This is a genomic window from Candidatus Accumulibacter sp. ACC012 (assembly GCF_907163155.1).
Taxonomy (GTDB): Bacteria; Pseudomonadota; Gammaproteobacteria; order Burkholderiales; family Rhodocyclaceae; genus Accumulibacter; species Accumulibacter delftensis.
This window is the reverse complement of the sequence record NZ_CAJQUC010000002.1, coordinates 320,981-337,500: the sequence shown is the minus strand read 5'-3', so window position 1 is coordinate 337,500 and position 16,520 is coordinate 320,981. Positions and strand designations below refer to the sequence as shown.

Here is a 16,520-nt window from a genome sequence, read left to right as displayed (position 1 = left end):
TAGCAATCCGTCGAAGCCAGGCGGGCAGACGCAGCATTTGGCGCTCGCAGCCGGATCGGGACCAGGATCGGGATTGAATTCGGGTCGGCGAGCAGCCTCCTGGCGTCGCCCAAGCAGCGGCCAGCGGCTATAATACCCTCCGCTTCTGGCCGCCCTGTTTTCTGCGACCCCCAAATCACCTAGCAAGGAACCCACGTGAACAAACCTGCCCGACTCAAGCAGAACCTCGCCGCACTCTTTCTCGTCGCTTCACTTGGCGTGCTTTCCGCTTGCTCGAGCGTCGAGACGCAGCCCGAGTCACGCAATCTCGACAGCGCACAAATCAAGCAGGAGCGCAAAGAGACGCTGGCCATGGCGAAGACCGCGCTCGACAAGCTTTACGCAACGCAGCCCGACGCTCGTGCCGTCGTCACGGGCGCCGTCGGCTATGGCGTCTTCGACATCACCGTGGTCAACGCGCTCGTCGTCGTCGGCTCACGCGGCCCGGGCGTGATTTTCGACAATGCGACGGGCAAGCCAACCTATATGCAGGCGATTCGCGCCGGTACCGGTCCCGGTCTGGGCTACCAGACCATGTATCAAATCTTCGTCTTCAAGTCCGCGGCAGCACTCGATCAGTTCAAGATCGGCGGCAAGGCAGGCGGCGATGTCGGCGCGTCCGCGAGCGCCGGCTCGGCGGGAGGAACCATCTCCTTCAATCCCTACATCGACGTCTACCAGTTGACCGAGAAGGGCTTCGCGCTGCAGGCCAACTGGGGTGCCGCAGCCTATTACGTCGATCCGGACCTGAACTGACTCGGCGACAAAGTCGATTCCTGTCCAGTGCTTCCGGAGATGACGGCAAGTGAGTTCCCCTTCGTTCAATGATACTGATGTCGTGCTGCGCGATGGACGTGCGGTGCACCTGCGTGCGATGCACTGTTCGGACGAGGGTGAACTCCTGCAATTCTTCGAGCGACTGGACCCGGAAACCCGCTATATGCGCTTCATGCACGTGGTCCGCAAACCCGACGTGAAGCGCTTGCGCAGGGTGCTCGCATTCATTCCCGAGCGCGGCACCGGCATCGTCGCCACCATCCCGGCTGACGATGGGATTGACATCGTGGGCGGCAGCTCCCTGATGATTGGCCAGGATCCCGCGAACTGCGAATTCGCGGTCACCGTCACCGCCGCATACGCTCGAACCGGCCTTGGGCATACCCTGATGAGCGCGCTGATCGCTGCGGCGAAAGCGCGCGGACTGGTGGAAATGGAAGGTTTCGTGCTGCGCGCCAACACGGCGATGCTTCGGCTCGCCAACCGCCTCGGCTTCACGACCTCCGCCGATCCCGAAGATTTCTCGGTAGTCATCTGCCGACTACGGCTCGACGCGCCCGTCGATCGCCTCGCCCAAGCGTAAAAAGCGTACAGCAATTAGAGCGAAGCACGCGCCTGTGGAAGCCCACGCGGCTGAAGCGGGCAGCGCGGCTCGCTTTGCTGCTGGCAGTCGAGTCGCTAGCCGCGATCTTGCAACCCTGATTACAGCCCGAGCACTTGGCAGGTGTGGCGGGCGATCATCAGCTCCTCGTTGGTCGGCACCACCCACGCGGAAACCTTGCTGTCGACGCTGCTGATGCGCGGACCGCCCTGCTCGTTGGCTGCCGGGTCGAGGTCGATGCCCAGCCATTTCGCCTTTTCGCAGACCAGGCGGCGGATATAGGCGCTGTTTTCGCCGATGCCGGCGGTGAATACGAAAGCGTCGATGCCGCCGAGTACCGCGGTCAGCCCGCCGAGTTCACGGCTGATGCGATAGACGAAATGATCGATCGCCAGCCGCGCGCGTGGTGAGTCACTCTCCTGCAGTACGCGCATGTCGTTGCCGATGCCGGACAGGCCGAGCAGGCCGGAGCGCTTGTAGAGCATACTCTCGACGTCTCTGGCGCTCATCCCTTCCTGCTGCAGCAGATAGAGGATGATGCCCGGGTCCAGGTTGCCCGGTCGCGTACCCATCAGCAGTCCGTCGAGGGCGGTGAAGCCCATCGAACTGCCGACGCTGCGACCGTTGTGGATCGCGCACATGCTGGCGCCGCTGCCGAGGTGTGCCACGATCACACGTCCGCTGGCGATTTCCGGCGCCAGCTCCGGCAGAGTGGCCGCGATGTACTCATAGGACAGGCCATGGAAGCCATAACGCCGGATACCGCGCTCGTAATACTCATAGGGCAGACCATAGAGCTGTGCGACCGTCTCCTGCGTGCGGTGGAAAGCGGTATCGAAGCAGGCGACTTGCGGCAATTCGGGCCTGGCCTCTGCCACCGCCCGGATGGCCGCAAGATTGTGCGGCTGGTGCAACGGTGCCAGCGGCACGAAGGTAGCGAGCATCTCCATGGCCTGCGGCGTGAGCAGTAGCGGCGCCGAGTAATCCGGCCCGCCATGCACGACGCGGTGACCGACGCCGACCAGCTCCTGGCCTGAAAAGCGCGCGCGCAGCAGGGTGGCGATCGCCTGTAAAGCCTGTCCGTGGTTGGCGACTTCGCTCGTCGTCCACTGCTCATCGGCAATGACACTGCCGTCGGCACCCTTGGCTTTGAGTCGCGGTGCCGTGCCCAGCCCTTCGATCTGGCCGACGGCCATGGCACTGAGAAGACTCGCAGCGCCGACGTTAAAGATCGAGAATTTCAGGCTCGAGGAACCGGCGTTGAGGACCAGAATTCCGTTTCCCATTTCAGCCTCCCACTTTGCTTGCGTCGTGCGCCAGCACGGCACTGGCCATCAGGCAGGCAACGGCGCACGAGGCGAGCTTGGCACGCCGGTTATCGGCACGGCTGGTGAGGATGATCGGCACGCGCGCGCCGAGCACGATGCCCGCACCATCGGCATTGCTCATGAAAGTCAGCTGCTTGGCGAGAATGTTGCCGGCGGCGAGGTCGGGAACGACAAGAATGTCGGGATCGCCGGCGACGACCGAATCGATCTTCTTGATCCGCGCGGCTTCCTTGCTGATCGCGTTGTCAAGGGCCAGCGGGCCGTCGAGAATGGCACCCGTGATCTGACCACGGTCGGCCATCTTGCACAGCGAAGCGGCATCCGTCGTGCACACCATCCGCGAGTTGATGCCTTCGACGGCGCAAATGATCGCCACCTTCGGCTGCACGATACCCAGCACATGCGCCAGGTCGATGGCGTTCTGGCAAATGTCGCGTTTGCAGTCGAGATCCGGCGCGATGTTGATTGCCGCATCGGTCACGATCAAGGGCTTGTGGTAAGTCGGCACATCCATCAGGAAAGCATGCGTGATGCGCCGCTCGGTGCGCAAACCGGTTTGCCGATTGACCACCTCGGCCATCAGTTCGTCGGTGTGCAAGCTTCCTTTCATCAGCGCCGCGGCTTCTCCGAGGCGCACCAGCTCGACGGCGCGAAAGGCGGCGGCGTGGCTATGCGGCACGTCTTCGACGCGTACCGCGCCAAGGTCGAAGCCGAACTCCTCGGCCACCGCGCGCAACCTGTCCAGCGGACCAACCAGGATCGGTTCGATGAGGTTTTCGCGGGCGGCCTCGAGGGCGGCGCCGAGCGAGGATTCGTCACAGGGATGCACCACCGCCACCGCCACCGGCGGCAGTTTCCCGCAGCGTTGGACAAAGCTGTCAAAGCGGTCGTGGCTCTGAATCGAGACCTTGGCAGCGTCCGGACGGTCCATGATGATCCGGGTATGCGGCGCAATGACCCGGGCAATACCGCTCATGATCGTCTCGCCGCGGGCGTTGACGCCAAGGCAGTCGAAAGTCACTTTGCGCGTCTCGGCAAATTTTTCTCGTGCCGTGATGCTGATCGTGATCTCCTCGCCAATGCCCAGCGGTGCGTGGAACTCGAGATCCTGACCGGCGTACACGGTGCCCGGCCCGGGCAGCTCGTTGCCGAGCAATCCGGAGATCTGGGCGCCCAGCCACATGCTGTGCGCGCTCAACTCCTTGGTGCCGAGTTGCTTGACCAGCTCGAGGTCGAGATGGGTAGGATTAACGTCACCTGAAACGGTCGCGAAAAGCTGCACATCCCGCACCGTCAGCGTGCGCTTGATGCTCGCCGTATCGCCAATGTTGATCTCGTCGAAACAACGGTTCTCAAGGGTATCTTTGGTCATCATGTACTCGTCGTGGATAAGGATTTTATTGTCTCGCCGGCAAGGCGCCTCTGCTCGTCCCGCTCTTGCGCTGAGAACTCCCGCCAGTGCCTGATGGCTGGATGGCGGCCCGGAACGTCCATTCTAGCGTATCGCGCGAAAAGGCGAATGGCACGACCCGTCGCGGCATGAACCGCGCTCAGCACGGCCCGCTGCCATCCGGTCGGAACAGGGTGCGGGGATGAAAACCACTTGCCGAAGCGGGCGGCGAGACCGACTTTGGCTTATGATGATGCCTGGGCAAGCCAGGCAGGCTGGCTCTTCTCAACTACGCTTTTCCGGGAGTGGTGACATGAACCAGACATCTTTTTCGCAGGTTTCTCAATTTTCCCGGTGGCTGCTGATGGCCACCTTGAGCGCTCTGCTGGCGCCTGCTGCGGCCATCGCCGCAGACCGCGCGGCGCTCGAAAGAGACGCACGCAGCGCCTATCAGAAATTGATCGACAAAATCCCTGCGGCGAAAGTTTTGTCCAGGGACGCTGTCGCCATCCTCGTTTTTCCGACGATCATCAAGGCAGGTCTCGTCGTCGGTGCGCAATACGGAGACGGCGTCCTCTTCAAGGCCGGCAAAGCAAGCGGCTACTACAACACCTCGGGTGCTTCGTACGGACTTCAGGCCGGCGCTCAACAATACGGTTATGCGATGTTCTTCATGAAAGAACAAGCGCTCCAGACCTTGAATCAGGCCGAAGGATTCGAAGTCGGCGTTGGCCCATCGATTGTCGTGGTGGATGAGGGAATGGGCAAATCGATGACCTCGACGACCGTGCAGGACGACATCTACGCCTTTGTCTTCGGGCAAACAGGTCTGATGGCCGGTGTTGGCCTGCAGGGCAACAAGATCACCCGACTCAAGGACTGATTGTCGGCGCCCAAGTCGGCCCGGGCCAGCGCAGCGCTCCAGCCGACCGGCATGGCCCAGGATACGGCTTCGCGGTACACCAGCCACTATTACTCCCCGTAACGCTGCCAGCCACGCTGTTAACCACACTCCCAGACAGCCATTGACAATCGACGTGCTCCACCGCTCGCCAGCGGGCGATGGCTTTAATCAAAAAAAGAGATCCGGATGAACTCAGCTCCCCGCCAAAGCGGCATTCTTCTGCACCCGACCTCCTTGCCCGGACCGCATGGCTCGGGCGACCTCGGCACTGCCGCTTTCCACTTCGTCGACTGGCTGGTTGCCGGCGGCCAGTCGCTGTGGCAACTCCTGCCGCTGACCGGCCTTGGACCCGGTAACTCGCCCTACTCCAGTCCCTCCGCTTTCGCCGGCAACGAGTTGCTGATCGACCTGGTGCAACTGCAGGACGCCGGCTGGCTGACCCCCGCCGATCTCGCCGAAGCTCCGGCTTTCCCCGAACAGCGTATCGACTATGCAGCCGTGCGACCTTTCAGGATGGACCAGTTGCGGCGCGCCGCCGCGCGCTTCTTCGCCTGCGGGAAGACCCCGGAACAGGCGGCATTCGCTGCCTTCTGCGCCGATTCCCGCGCCTGGCTCGACGATTACGCGTTGTTCAAGGCGCTGGATATCGCCCATGGCGGTGACAACGGAACGATCTGGCAGCAGTGGCCGGCCGAGCTTGCGCACCGCCAGCCGGAGGCGCTGCGCGCGGCGGAACGCGCACACGCCGACGAAATGAACTTCTGGAAGTTCTCGCAGTGGTGCTTCTACACACAGTGGGCCAAGCTCAAAACCTACGCCAACGCCCATCGCGTCGAGATCGTCGGCGACCTGCCGATCTTTGTCGCCGAGCATAGCGCCGATGTGTGGGCAAACCCGGGGCTTTTCGACCTCGACAAGAGCGGTCGTCCGCGCGTCGTCGCCGGAGTCCCGCCGGACTACTTCAGCGAGACCGGACAGCGCTGGGGAAACCCGCTCTACCTGTGGTCGGCACACGCCGCCGAGCACTATCTCTGGTGGGTAGATCGCATGCGGCAAATGATGACCCTCTGCGACATCGTGCGCATTGATCATTTCCGCGGCTTCGAGTCGTACTGGGAAATTCCGGCCGCGGCCGAAACGGCCATCGACGGCCTCTGGCAACCGGGGCCGGGCGCCGCCGTGTTCGCCGCCATGCGTCGCGAGCTGGCCGACGAACATGGCCAGCTCAAGATCATCGCCGAAGACCTCGGCATCATCACCCCGCCGGTCAAGAAGCTGCGCGAGGATGTCGGGCTGCCGGGCATGCGCATCCTGCACTTCGCCTTCGGCGACGACGCCAGAAACCCCTATCTGCCGCACAACTACGATGCCAATACCGTCGTCTACACCGGCACGCACGACAACGACACCACCTGCGGCTGGTGGGAATCGCTCGAACAGAGCGAAAAGGACCGCGTGCACACCTACCTGGGCGTCGGCAGCGAGAACAGCGAGGAACTGTGCTGGTATCTGATCCGTCTCGCGTTTTCCTCGGTGGCCCGCTATTGCGTCATACCGATGCAGGATGCACTGGCCCTCGATAGCACGCACCGCATGAACCAGCCAGGTGTCGGCGGGGGATCGTGGGAATGGCGTTACCGCTGGGATCAGGTCGCAGCCTGGCACTCCGAACGCCTGTTCGATCTGACCTGCCTCTACGGCCGCGACTACGCGAGCCAGCACCCCGATGAAGCCGACGCAAGCTGATCATCACCTGCAGGCCGTCGTCTCAAGCTCGTCACGACCAGTACCCGTCAGCAGATGATGCTCGCTTCGACCGAGCTAAACGCGATCCACACTGGCCTGAACAAGGGCGAGTTCTTCGTTGAGTACCTGCCCATGGTTTCCCTCGGCGATCACAGCTGCCTGGGGGCAGAAGCGCTCATTCGCTGGCGGCGACCTGACGGCGCCGTCGTTCTTCCCGACGAATTCATCCCGCTGGCGGATAACACCCCGCTCTCCGGGCTGATTACCTACTGGCTGATCGACACGCTGGCTGTCGAAGTCAGCGGCTGGCTGCGCGCGCACCCGCAGGCCCATCTCAGCCTCAACGTGCCGCCCGAAATCCTCGGTCGCGGCGGCCTGGAGTACGCCGCCGTCAAGTCCGGTCTCGGCGAGTTTCGCGCGCAGCTGATTCTCGAAGTGACCGAGCGCGGAATTCCCGACCAGCTCGGTTTGATGGCCCTCAACAGCATGTTTCATGGCGGCATCAAGCTCGCCCTCGACGACGTGATGATGAGCGGCACCAATCTGGCGCTCATTTCGCGTTGCAACTTCCAGGTCATCAAGCTCGACCGCCTGCTGACTGCCGAGATCACCCCGGAGTGCCCACATCCGGACTGGTTGCGTAGCCTGGCCGGACTCCTGCAGGCGAGCGAACTTACCGTCGTCGCTGAAGGCATCGAAACCGACACCCAGTTGCAGGCCCTGCGCGCCGCCGGCGTGCAGTGGGGACAGGGCTACCACTTCTCGCCGCCGCTGGCCATCGCCGAGTTCATCGCCTGGTACGAGAAATGGGGGAAAACCAGCTCCTGCCCCGAGACAAACCGCTTCACTGCCAAGCCGGTCTAGGTTCCGGCACGTCGGCACAGCGTGTCGCCGGCCGGGCGAAGCGCGTGTCGCTGCAGTTCCTGGTGCTTTTTTCGCGCTCGCGTGCCTGAGCACGCGCAGACTCACTCCCCGAGAGCCTGCTCGCAGTACTGAAGCATGGCGTCGAGGTCCTCGATATCGAGGCCGGCTGACTGCAGGCCGCGCAGGATCGCCAGCGCTTCCTGCAGTGCAGCCACCGACCTCTCGGGTTCCCAATGCCATGCGAGTGCTTGGGCCCTGGCTCAACTGCGCAGTTCGTCCCGATCCCGGAAATACGCCAGCGCCTCGGGGTTGGCCAGTGCCTCGACGTTCTTCACCGCCCGGCCGTGGACGATGTGGCGCACCGCCAACTCGACGATCTTGCCGCTCTTGGTGCGCGGAATATCGGCGACCTGCAGCACCTTTGCTGGCACATGCCGTGGCGTGGTGTTCTGGTGGACCTGCTGCTTGATGCGCTCGATCAGCGCGTCGTCGAGCGTCATTCCTTCGCGCAGCTTGACGAACAGCACGACGCGCACATCGTGCTGCCACTCCTGGCCGATGACCAGCGACTCGACGACTTCCGGCAATTGCTCGACCTGGCGATAGATCTCGGCAGTGCCGATGCGCACACCGCCTGGGTTGAGAACGGCATCCGAGCGGCCGTAGATGATCATTCCTTCGTGGGCAGTGAGTTCGACAAAATCGCCGTGGCACCAGATGTTCGCAAAGCGATCGAAGTAAGCGGCGTGATACTTGGCGCCGTCGGGGTCATTCCAGAAACCGACCGGCATGGCCGGGAACGGCGCAGTGCAGACCAGCTCGCCGCGCTCGCCACGAGCGGCGGGAATCGGCTGGCCATCGTCGTCGAAGACGTCGACCGCCATGCCCAGGCCGCGGCACTGCAGTTCGCCGCGGTATACGGGAAGAATCGGGCTGCCGAGCGCGAAGCACGAGAGGATGTCTGTGCCGCCAGAAATCGACGCCAGCAGCAGCTCGCCTTTGATGTCTTGATAAACGTAGTCGAAGCTTTCCGGCGCCAGCGGGCTGCCCGTCGAGAACATTGCCCGCAGTGGCCGCAGACGGTGGGTTTCGCGTGGTTTGAGGCCGGTCTTGGCGAGCGCGTCGATGAACTTGGCCGAGGTGCCGAAGTGCGTCATGCGCTCGGCGTCGGCGTAATCGAAAAGGATCGTTCCGGCTTTTCCCGAGGCGCCGGCGATGAACGGCGAACCGTCGTAGAGCAGTAGTGTCGCCTGCGAAGCGAGCCCGGACACCAGCCAGTTCCACATCATCCAGCCGCAAGTGGTGAAGTAGAACAAGCGGTCGCCGGGCTGCACGTCGCTGTGTAGCTGATGCTCCTTGAGATGCTGCAGCAGCGCGCCGCCATGGCAGTGCACGATGCATTTGGGAACGCCGGTGGTTCCCGAGGAAAACATGATGAACAGCGGGTGCTCGAAAGGCAGCGGCACGAAATCGATCCGGCCGGCGGTGAACGGCGCAATGAAGTCGGCGTAGCGCTGGCCTTTGCGCAGCGCGGCAACGTCCGGGCTTGGGTCGAGGTAGGAAACCACGACACAGCGCTCGACGGTCGACATCTGGGCGGCAATCTGCAGATTCTTGGCCGTGCAGTCGATGCGCTTGCCGTTGTACCAGTAGCCATCGACGCAGAGCAGCACCTTGGCTTCGATCTGCCCGAAACGATCGAGCACACCCTGGACACCAAAGTCGGGCGACGCCGACGACCAGATGGCGCCGAGCGAAGCCGTGGCCAGCATGGCGATCAGGGCTTCCGGCATGTTCGGCAGGTAGGCGGCGACGCGATCGCCGCGACCGACGCCGGTCGCCTGCAGGGCCTGCGCACAGCGTGAGACTTGCGCGTACAGCTCGGCCCTGGAGAGACGTCGTTTGACCTGGTCTTCGCCCCAGAAGACCAGGGCGTCGGTGTCGGCCTGGTCTACTTCTTCGCCGCCGCTGCACAGCAGATTCTGCGCGTAATTGAGCTGCGCTTGCGGGAACCAGCGCGCGCCAGGCATGCGCTTGCCGTCTTCGAGAATGCGCTCGCCGCGTTCGCCGAGCACTCCGCACTCGTCCCAGACCGACGTCCAGAACGCCTCCGGCTCGGCCACCGACCAGCGCCAGAGGCTGGGATAGTCGCTGCAAGCGGCATTCCAGCGGCTATTGACGGCAGCCATGAAAGCGCTGAGCCGGGCGCCGGCGATACGTTCGGCGCTTGGGCGCCAGAGAGCCTGCTGGTCCATGTCCCCTCCTCCTTGCTGCGATGTAAAAAGCATTTAGGCGATTGCCGGAAAAGAACCTACCAGATTGCGCCGGATTTTCGGTCGTCTTCAAGGCGCGACAACAGGCGCATAGTCGAACTACGTAACTGTTGTCGTAACACAGAAGACGGGCGAAAAGACAAGCAAGATGGTAGGTTCTTTGACAGAAATCGCCTTACGACAACTGTGCTCGCCACTCCTCGGGAATCGGCACCGACTTGCCGCTGGCCACGTCCATCCAGACGATCTTGGAATCGCCGGTGGCGTAGAGGGTCTCCTTGTCTTGCAGGCGAATCTCGTAATGCGTCTGCACGCTGCTGCGGCCGGGATGAGCGCAGAACATACGTACTTCGACGAGGCCCGGGTAGTTGAGCGGCACCAGGAAGGTGCACGCGGCGTTGATGATCACCGGTGCCGTGCCGCGCGGCAGCACCTTGAAACCCAGTGTTTCGAGGTACTCGACGCGACACTGCTCCATGTAGCGAAAATAGACGGTGTTATTGACGTGTCCGTAGGCGTCCATGTCGCCCCAGCGGATGGACATCAGGCTGGTCTGGACGAGCTTGCGTTGGCTTGTTGGCATGGTGCTTCCTGTACTTGATGCACGGCGACTGCTGAAAAGGTACGCCGACGATTGGCGATCGCCGGCGCGGGTGCACGAAAACGGCCAAACCGCCGGCGGGCCGCCTTCCTCGCTGACGGTCATGACATTTCGGATGAAAGCCATGACCGTCCCCCCCTGACCCTTCTCCCGCGAGGAGAGAAGGGAGTTTCGTGAGTCGCTTACGCGACTTTCACATTACAGCTGCCTAGAACATGTCTTCCGGCAAAGCCATCACGCCGACGGCACCGTCGGTGACGCTACTCGCCAGCCCGGCTGCCCGCGACAGGATGTGGTCGGCGTAGAAACGCGCGGTGACCACTTTTGCCGCGTAGAAGGGATCGGCGTCGCCGGCGTCGATTTTGCTCTGCGCGATCACTGCCGCGCGCGCCATTTGCCAACCGCCGGCGACGATGCCGAGCAAGGTCAGGAAGGGAACCGAACCTGCCGATGCCGCACGAACATCGTTGCGATAAGTGGCCACCACCCAGTCGCCGGCTTCTGCCAGCGCCTCGACGCCAGCCGTCAAGCGCTTGCGAATGGCGACGAAATGACTGCCCGCCTGCCCGGCCAGTTCAGCCAGTTCGGCGTCAAAGGCACGCATGCTGGCGATCAGTGCCTGCAGCGTGGCGCCGCCTTCGCGGGCGATCTTGCGACCGATCACGTCGTTGGCCTGAATGGCCGTGGTGCCCTCGTAGATCGTCGAGATCTGCGCGTCGCGCAGGTGCTGCGCAGCACCGGTTTCTTCGATGTAACCCATGCCGCCATGCACCTGAATTCCCATCGACGCCATGCTCACCCCGCTCTCGGTGCTCCAGCCCTTGACCACGCCGATCATCAGATCGACGAAAGCCTGGTTGCGCTTGCGCTCGGCGGCGTCGGGATGGTGAATGGCGGCGTCGTGGGCGGCGGCAACCACATAAGCCAGCGCCCGTGTCGCCTCGGCGTGGGCGCGCATGGTCATCAACATGCGGCGCACGTCGGGATGCGCGATGATCGCCACTTTCGGCCCGCCACGCTCGCCGATATCGGTGCACTGGATACGGTCGCGGGCGTAGTCGCGCGCCCGCTGATACGAGCGCTCGCAAGCGGCAACGCCTTCCAGGCCGACGCCGAAGCGCGCGGCGTTCATCATGATGAACATGTACTCGAGACCACGATTCTCTTCGCCGACGAGGTAGCCGACAGCGCCGCCATGGTCGCCGAAAGCCATGATCGCCGTTGGGCTGGCGTGAATGCCCAGCTTGTGCTCGATCGATACGCAATAGGCGTCGTTGCGCTCGCCAAGGCTGCCGTCGTCATTGACCATGAACTTCGGTACGACGAACAGTGAAATGCCCTTGACGCCTTCGGGAGCCGTCGGTGTCCGCGCCAGTACCAAATGGACGATGTTCGCGGCCATGTCGTGGTCGCCATAGGTGATGAAAATCTTCTGCCCGAAAATCTTGTAGCTGCCGTCGGCCTGCGGCTCGGCACGGGTGCGCACGGCGGCCAGGTCGGAGCCGGCATTCGGCTCGGTGAGGTTCATGGTCCCGGTCCACACGCCGCTGACCATCTTTTCCAGATAGTCCTTCTTGAGCTTCTCGGAACCGGTGAGCACCAACGCCTCGATGGCGCCGTTGGTCAGCAAGGGGCACAGAGAAAAGGAGTGATTGGCCGACTTCCACATCTCGGCAACCGCCGCCGCAAGCACCTTCGGCAGGCCCTGACCGCCCCACTCCGGCTCGCACGCCAGCGCCGTCCAGCCACTGTCGGCGAACAGCTTGTAGGCCTCCTTGAAGCCGGCGGGCATGGTCACCGCCTTGTCGTGCCACTTGGCGCCTTCGAGGTCACCCGGAATGTTGAGCGGCGACAGCACTTCCTCGGCAAACTTGGCGGCCTCTTCGAGAACCGCGTCAACGAGATCGGGCGTGGCCTCTTCGCAACCGGGAAGCTGCGCCACCTGTTCGAGCCCGGCGAGTTCATTGAGCACGAACTGCATATCGCGGATTGGGGCAAAGTATTCACTCATTTCATTCTCCTTCAAATTCGCCAGGGGAAACGGTCATCAGCGGCAAGACCGTTGGGGATGGATTGTAGGTACTTGTCGGTACTATTCGCGGCGCTATTTTGGGTGCAATTGCGGGTGCTATTGCGGGTGCTATTGCGGGTGCAATCGATCTCGCAATAGCCGTCGCCTTCGCCTGCGCTCATCACTTTTTTCCGAGGAACTGCACATCGTCAAAGTCGGCGAGAAGATCCGGTCGATAAACAGCAAACAGGGTCGCCATCATTCCCGACAGCCAGGCCTCGGAAAAACCGAGCAGCAGAAAATAGGGTAGATATTCGGCAGCCAGGTAATCACCGTCGTAGGTCCCCGCCAGCACCAACAGCGTGCACGCCGCCAGGCCGACCGCAATCACTGCCAGCGCCGCGGCAAAGAAGCCCTTGCAGAAGATGTACACGAACATGTGGCGCGGCAGCAAGTGATCGACCAGGCGATGTAGCGTATGACTGACGGCAACGCCAACGCCGGCCATCAGCAAGGCGTTTATGGCAAAGCTTTGCCAGCCGGCAAAACCATTCAGGCCGACCCCGAGCAGCACCAGACAGAGGCCGATAAAAGCCAGCGCCCAGCCGAAGCACAGGGTAAACACCGTTGCCCCGAGCAGGTGCAGCGAAAGGCCGGGTTTGACCCCGGCCTGCAGGTGCCAGAGTACGATCAGGGCAACGATGGTCGCCAGGAAGGCATTCAGGCGTGCGCCGTCGGCCAGCACAGGCCACGGCGCCCGCCGCAGGGCAAGCAGCGCGACCCCGACGAAGGCCATCCAGGACAGCAGTAGCCACCCACTCCCGAGGAGGCCGTCCGGCAGGTTCACGCTGCCCGTTGCCCGACTGTGTTCAGCCGAGCTCGGCGAGCAATGCCGGCAGGACCTCGAAGAGGTCGCCGACCAGGCCGTAATCGGCAACCTGGAAGATCGGTGCCTCGGCATCCTTGTTGATGGCGACGATCACCTTGCTGTCCTTCATTCCCGCCAGATGCTGAATCGCACCCGAGATGCCGACGGCGATGTACAACTGCGGCGCAACGATCTTGCCGGTCTGGCCCACCTGGTAGTCGTTGGGAGCGTAGCCGGCATCGACTGCCGCCCGCGAGGCACCCACCGCAGCGCCCAGCTTGTCGGCCAGCGGCTCGAGCAGTTTGTGAAAATTGTCGCCGTTAGCCATGCCGCGACCGCCGGAGACGATGATTTTGGCGGCCGAGAGTTCGGGACGCTCGGACTTGGTCAGTTCGCGATTGATGAGCTTGCTCTGCGCGAGATCGGGACCGGCAGCCAGGCTTTCGACGGCGGCGCTGCCCCCCTCGCCCGCCGCTTCGAAAGCGGTCGTACGCACGGTCAGCACCTTGACGGCATCGCTCGACTGCACGGTGGCCAGGACGTTGCCCGCGTAGATCGGGCGAACAAAGGTGTCCGGCGCTTCGACGGCGACGATCTCCGAGATCTGCGCGACGTCGAGCAGCGCCGCGACGCGGGGCATGAAGTTCTTGCCGATCGTTGTTGCCGCGCTGACGATGTGGCCATACGCAGCCGCATTGGCCACGACCAGTGCGGCAAGGTTTTCGGGCGACTGGTCAGCGTATTGAGGGGCATCGGCGAGCAGGACCTTGCCGACGCCGGCGATTTTCGCCGCCGCTTCGGCGGCAGCCGCGCAGCCGCTGCCGGCAACCAGCAGATGAAGCTCGGCGCCGATCCGGGTCGCCGCAGTCACGGCATTGAGCGTCGCCGCCTTGATCGAAGAATTGTCGTGTTCAGCAATGACGAGTATGGCCATGATCAGATCACCTTCGCTTCAGTCTTGAGTTTCATCACCAGGTCGGCGGCGTCGGCCACCTTGATGCCGGCGCTACGCTTCGGCGGCTCGGCGACCTTCAGGGTTTTCAGGCGCGGCGTCACGTCAACACCCAAGGCTTCCGGGTTGGTCGTCTCGAGCGGCTTGCGCTTGGCTTTCATGATGTTCGGCAGGGTCGCGTAGCGCGGTTCGTTGAGACGCAGGTCGGTAGTCAGTACCGCCGGCAGTCCGATTTCGATGCTTTCCAAACCGCCGTCGATCTCGCGGGTGACCGTCGCCTGCTGACCGGCAACGACAATTTTGGAGGCAAAGGTCGCCTGCGGCCAGCCCATCAGGCCAGCCAGCATCTGTCCGGTCTGGTTGGCGTCGTCGTCGATCGCCTGCTTGCCACAGATGACGATCTGCGGCTGCTCCTTCTCGCACACCGCCTTGAGCAGCTTGGCGACCGCGAGCGGCTGCAGGTCGACATCGCTCTGGATCAGGATGCCGCGGTCGGCGCCAATGGCCATCGCCGTGCGCAGGGTTTCCTGACAGTTGGCCACGCCGGCCGAAACGGCCACCACTTCGCTGGCGATCCCGGCTTCCTTGAGACGTACCGCTTCTTCAACAGCGATCTCGTCGAAAGGGTTCATCGACATCTTGACGTTGGCCAGATCAACGTTGCTGGCGTCCGCCTTGACGCGCACTTTGACGTTGTAATCCACCACTCGTTTGATTGGCACGAGAATCTTCAAAACTTTCTCCTTTATCACTGCAAGGTAATCGACATTGATCGCGACCAAGGCAACAGCCCGCGGATAACAGCGCTGACCGTTGACCGGAAAACAGGCCATACTCTGTCGTATGGATGGCGTACGGTACCGTATGGAAAAACAGCTGTCAACACCGTCGGCGAGGACAGTGCGACGCTAGCCAGCAATATTGCCTCAGTTACGCGATTCAGGAAAGCCCCGCTCGTCAGCATGGTCACGACGCATGGAGCCGACAACCAGCGTTTGACATTGCCGAACGCGCACCGGACAATAGCCCATACTATGTCGTATGGATGGTGTGTGCCAAGCGACCGCTACTGTTACCGTTTGCCCGACGCGCGAGACCAATTAAGGAAGCAGCCAAGGATGAAAACCGAGAAGACCAGCGCCCGCGTAAGGCTCGACCGTGACGAATGGATCGAAGCGGCCATTGATGTTCTCGCCGAGCAAGGGCTGCAGGGGATGCGCATCGAAGTCCTGGCCAAGAACTTCGGCGTCACCAAAGGCAGCTTCTACTGGCATTTCAAGGACCGCCAGGATCTGGTCGACGGCGTCCTCGAAACCTGGCGCGACGGCCGCATCCGCGATATCAACAAGCAGACGGGCGCCAGTACTGGCCACGAGCGCGAACAGCTACTGCATCTGATCGATGTCTATGGCGCAACGCGCAACCGCAAGGGGATCTCGATCGAACTGGCGGTGCGCGAATGGGCCCGACGCGACGCCCAGGCGGCGGCCATCGTCGAGGAAGTCGACACCTGGCGCCTGGAATGCACACGCCAACTCTTCGTCCGCCGCGGCCTCTCCGACGACGAAGCCAAGAGCCGCAGCCTGCTGCTCTACGCCTATGTCTTCGGGCAAAGCCTGATGGCCTGCGAGCGCTACGATCCGGCGGTTGGCGAGCTCAAGCACTGGATTGCCGAACTGATCGTCAAGGAGTAGAGCCCATGAAAGCTTCACCAATCCCGTCCGGGAGCGAACCCTCGCGCATCGAGATCGATGCCCTCGAAGTACCCGCGATCGTCGAGTTCGGCGCCTCGTGGTGCGGCTACTGCCGTGCCGCCGAGCCATTGATCGCCCAGGTCCTGGCCAATCATCCGCAGCTCGCGCACATCAAGATCGAAGACGGCCCTGGCCGCTCCCTGGGACGATCATTTCGCGTAAAGCTCTGGCCGACCCTGGTCTTCATGCACCGTGGCAAGGAAGTCGCGCGCCTCGTCCGGCCTGGCGATGCGCGCGAAATCGAGCGTACGCTCGCACAGTTTCCAGCCACCGTGTAAGTGCCCGCGGCCGGCAAGCGCGTGTGCAGCACGCCACAAGTGGCCGTTCGAAGTCGTGCCGCAAGCGTATCAATGCCGGCAGACGGCGACCGCTTTCAGCTTGGCCGCGACCGCCTATCAGGGGCTTGCCGGGC

15 protein-coding genes are annotated in these 16,520 nt (G+C 62.9%); 7 read left to right on the top strand and 8 right to left on the bottom strand.

Features of this window, described 5'->3' with window-relative positions; genetic code table 11:
* Positions 1 to 195 precede the first annotated feature (195 nt).
* Together QZ648_RS02055 and QZ648_RS02050 are read left to right on the top strand one after the other, a co-directional pair.
* Complete coding sequence (locus QZ648_RS02055; RefSeq protein WP_169066719.1) at positions 196 to 795, top strand: hypothetical protein; 600 nt, start codon at positions 196 to 198, stop codon at positions 793 to 795.
* A gap of 49 nt (positions 796 to 844) precedes the next feature.
* Entirely contained in the window at positions 845 to 1,399 is a 555-nt protein-coding gene (locus QZ648_RS02050; RefSeq protein ID WP_291995950.1) for a GNAT family N-acetyltransferase, read from the top strand.
* Between the two features lie 119 nt (positions 1,400 to 1,518).
* Here the strand turns inward: QZ648_RS02050 and QZ648_RS02045 are convergent, their stop codons facing one another.
* Both QZ648_RS02045 and QZ648_RS02040 read right to left on the bottom strand, forming a co-directional pair.
* Complete coding sequence (locus tag QZ648_RS02045; RefSeq protein WP_291995949.1) at positions 1,519 to 2,703, bottom strand: acetate kinase; 1,185 nt, start codon at positions 2,701 to 2,703, stop codon at positions 1,519 to 1,521.
* Between the two features lies 1 nt (position 2,704).
* Positions 2,705 to 4,120: a bifunctional enoyl-CoA hydratase/phosphate acetyltransferase gene (locus tag QZ648_RS02040; RefSeq protein ID WP_366144041.1), complete on the bottom strand. Its 1,416-nt coding sequence runs from the start codon at positions 4,118 to 4,120 to the stop codon at positions 2,705 to 2,707.
* 328 nt (positions 4,121 to 4,448) lie between these two features.
* Between QZ648_RS02040 and QZ648_RS02035 the strand changes: the two genes are divergently transcribed.
* The 3 genes from QZ648_RS02035 (at position 4,449) to QZ648_RS02025 (ending at position 7,649) form a co-directional block, all read left to right on the top strand.
* Complete coding sequence (locus tag QZ648_RS02035; RefSeq protein ID WP_291995948.1) at positions 4,449 to 5,018, top strand: lipid-binding SYLF domain-containing protein; 570 nt, start codon at positions 4,449 to 4,451, stop codon at positions 5,016 to 5,018.
* Between the two features lie 207 nt (positions 5,019 to 5,225).
* On the top strand, positions 5,226 to 6,785 hold the full coding sequence (gene malQ / locus QZ648_RS02030; RefSeq protein WP_291995947.1) for a 4-alpha-glucanotransferase: 1,560 nt from the start codon (positions 5,226 to 5,228) through the stop codon (positions 6,783 to 6,785).
* A gap of 54 nt (positions 6,786 to 6,839) precedes the next feature.
* On the top strand, positions 6,840 to 7,649 hold the full coding sequence (locus QZ648_RS02025) for an EAL domain-containing protein (RefSeq protein WP_291995946.1): 810 nt from the start codon (positions 6,840 to 6,842) through the stop codon (positions 7,647 to 7,649).
* Between the two features lie 260 nt (positions 7,650 to 7,909).
* Here the strand turns inward: QZ648_RS02025 and QZ648_RS02020 are convergent, their stop codons facing one another.
* From QZ648_RS02020 to QZ648_RS01995, 6 genes are all read right to left on the bottom strand, one after another.
* Positions 7,910 to 9,904: an acetoacetate--CoA ligase gene (locus QZ648_RS02020; RefSeq protein ID WP_291995945.1), complete on the bottom strand. Its 1,995-nt coding sequence runs from the start codon at positions 9,902 to 9,904 to the stop codon at positions 7,910 to 7,912.
* Between the two features lie 193 nt (positions 9,905 to 10,097).
* Positions 10,098 to 10,505, bottom strand: a complete 408-nt coding sequence (locus tag QZ648_RS02015) for a thioesterase family protein (protein WP_169066727.1) — start codon at positions 10,503 to 10,505, stop codon at positions 10,098 to 10,100.
* A gap of 226 nt (positions 10,506 to 10,731) precedes the next feature.
* Complete coding sequence (locus QZ648_RS02010) at positions 10,732 to 12,534, bottom strand: acyl-CoA dehydrogenase C-terminal domain-containing protein (protein ID WP_291995944.1); 1,803 nt, start codon at positions 12,532 to 12,534, stop codon at positions 10,732 to 10,734.
* Between the two features lie 181 nt (positions 12,535 to 12,715).
* On the bottom strand, positions 12,716 to 13,381 hold the full coding sequence (locus QZ648_RS02005) for an energy-coupling factor ABC transporter permease (RefSeq protein WP_291995943.1): 666 nt from the start codon (positions 13,379 to 13,381) through the stop codon (positions 12,716 to 12,718).
* A gap of 22 nt (positions 13,382 to 13,403) precedes the next feature.
* Positions 13,404 to 14,336: an FAD-binding protein gene (locus QZ648_RS02000; RefSeq protein ID WP_291995942.1), complete on the bottom strand. Its 933-nt coding sequence runs from the start codon at positions 14,334 to 14,336 to the stop codon at positions 13,404 to 13,406.
* A 2-nt stretch (positions 14,337 to 14,338) separates the two neighbouring features.
* Complete coding sequence (locus tag QZ648_RS01995) at positions 14,339 to 15,088, bottom strand: electron transfer flavoprotein subunit beta/FixA family protein (RefSeq protein WP_169066730.1); 750 nt, start codon at positions 15,086 to 15,088, stop codon at positions 14,339 to 14,341.
* Positions 15,089 to 15,472: 384 nt separating this feature from the next.
* Between QZ648_RS01995 and QZ648_RS01990 the strand changes: the two genes are divergently transcribed.
* Together QZ648_RS01990 and QZ648_RS01985 are read left to right on the top strand one after the other, a co-directional pair.
* Positions 15,473 to 16,048 (top strand): TetR/AcrR family transcriptional regulator, encoded by a 576-nt coding sequence (locus QZ648_RS01990; protein WP_291995941.1) that lies wholly within the window; start codon positions 15,473 to 15,475, stop codon positions 16,046 to 16,048.
* A gap of 5 nt (positions 16,049 to 16,053) precedes the next feature.
* Positions 16,054 to 16,386 carry a thioredoxin family protein gene (locus QZ648_RS01985; RefSeq protein ID WP_291995940.1) on the top strand — a complete coding sequence of 111 codons (333 nt, stop codon included), beginning with the start codon at positions 16,054 to 16,056 and terminating at the stop codon, positions 16,384 to 16,386.
* Positions 16,387 to 16,520: the final 134 nt, after the last annotated feature.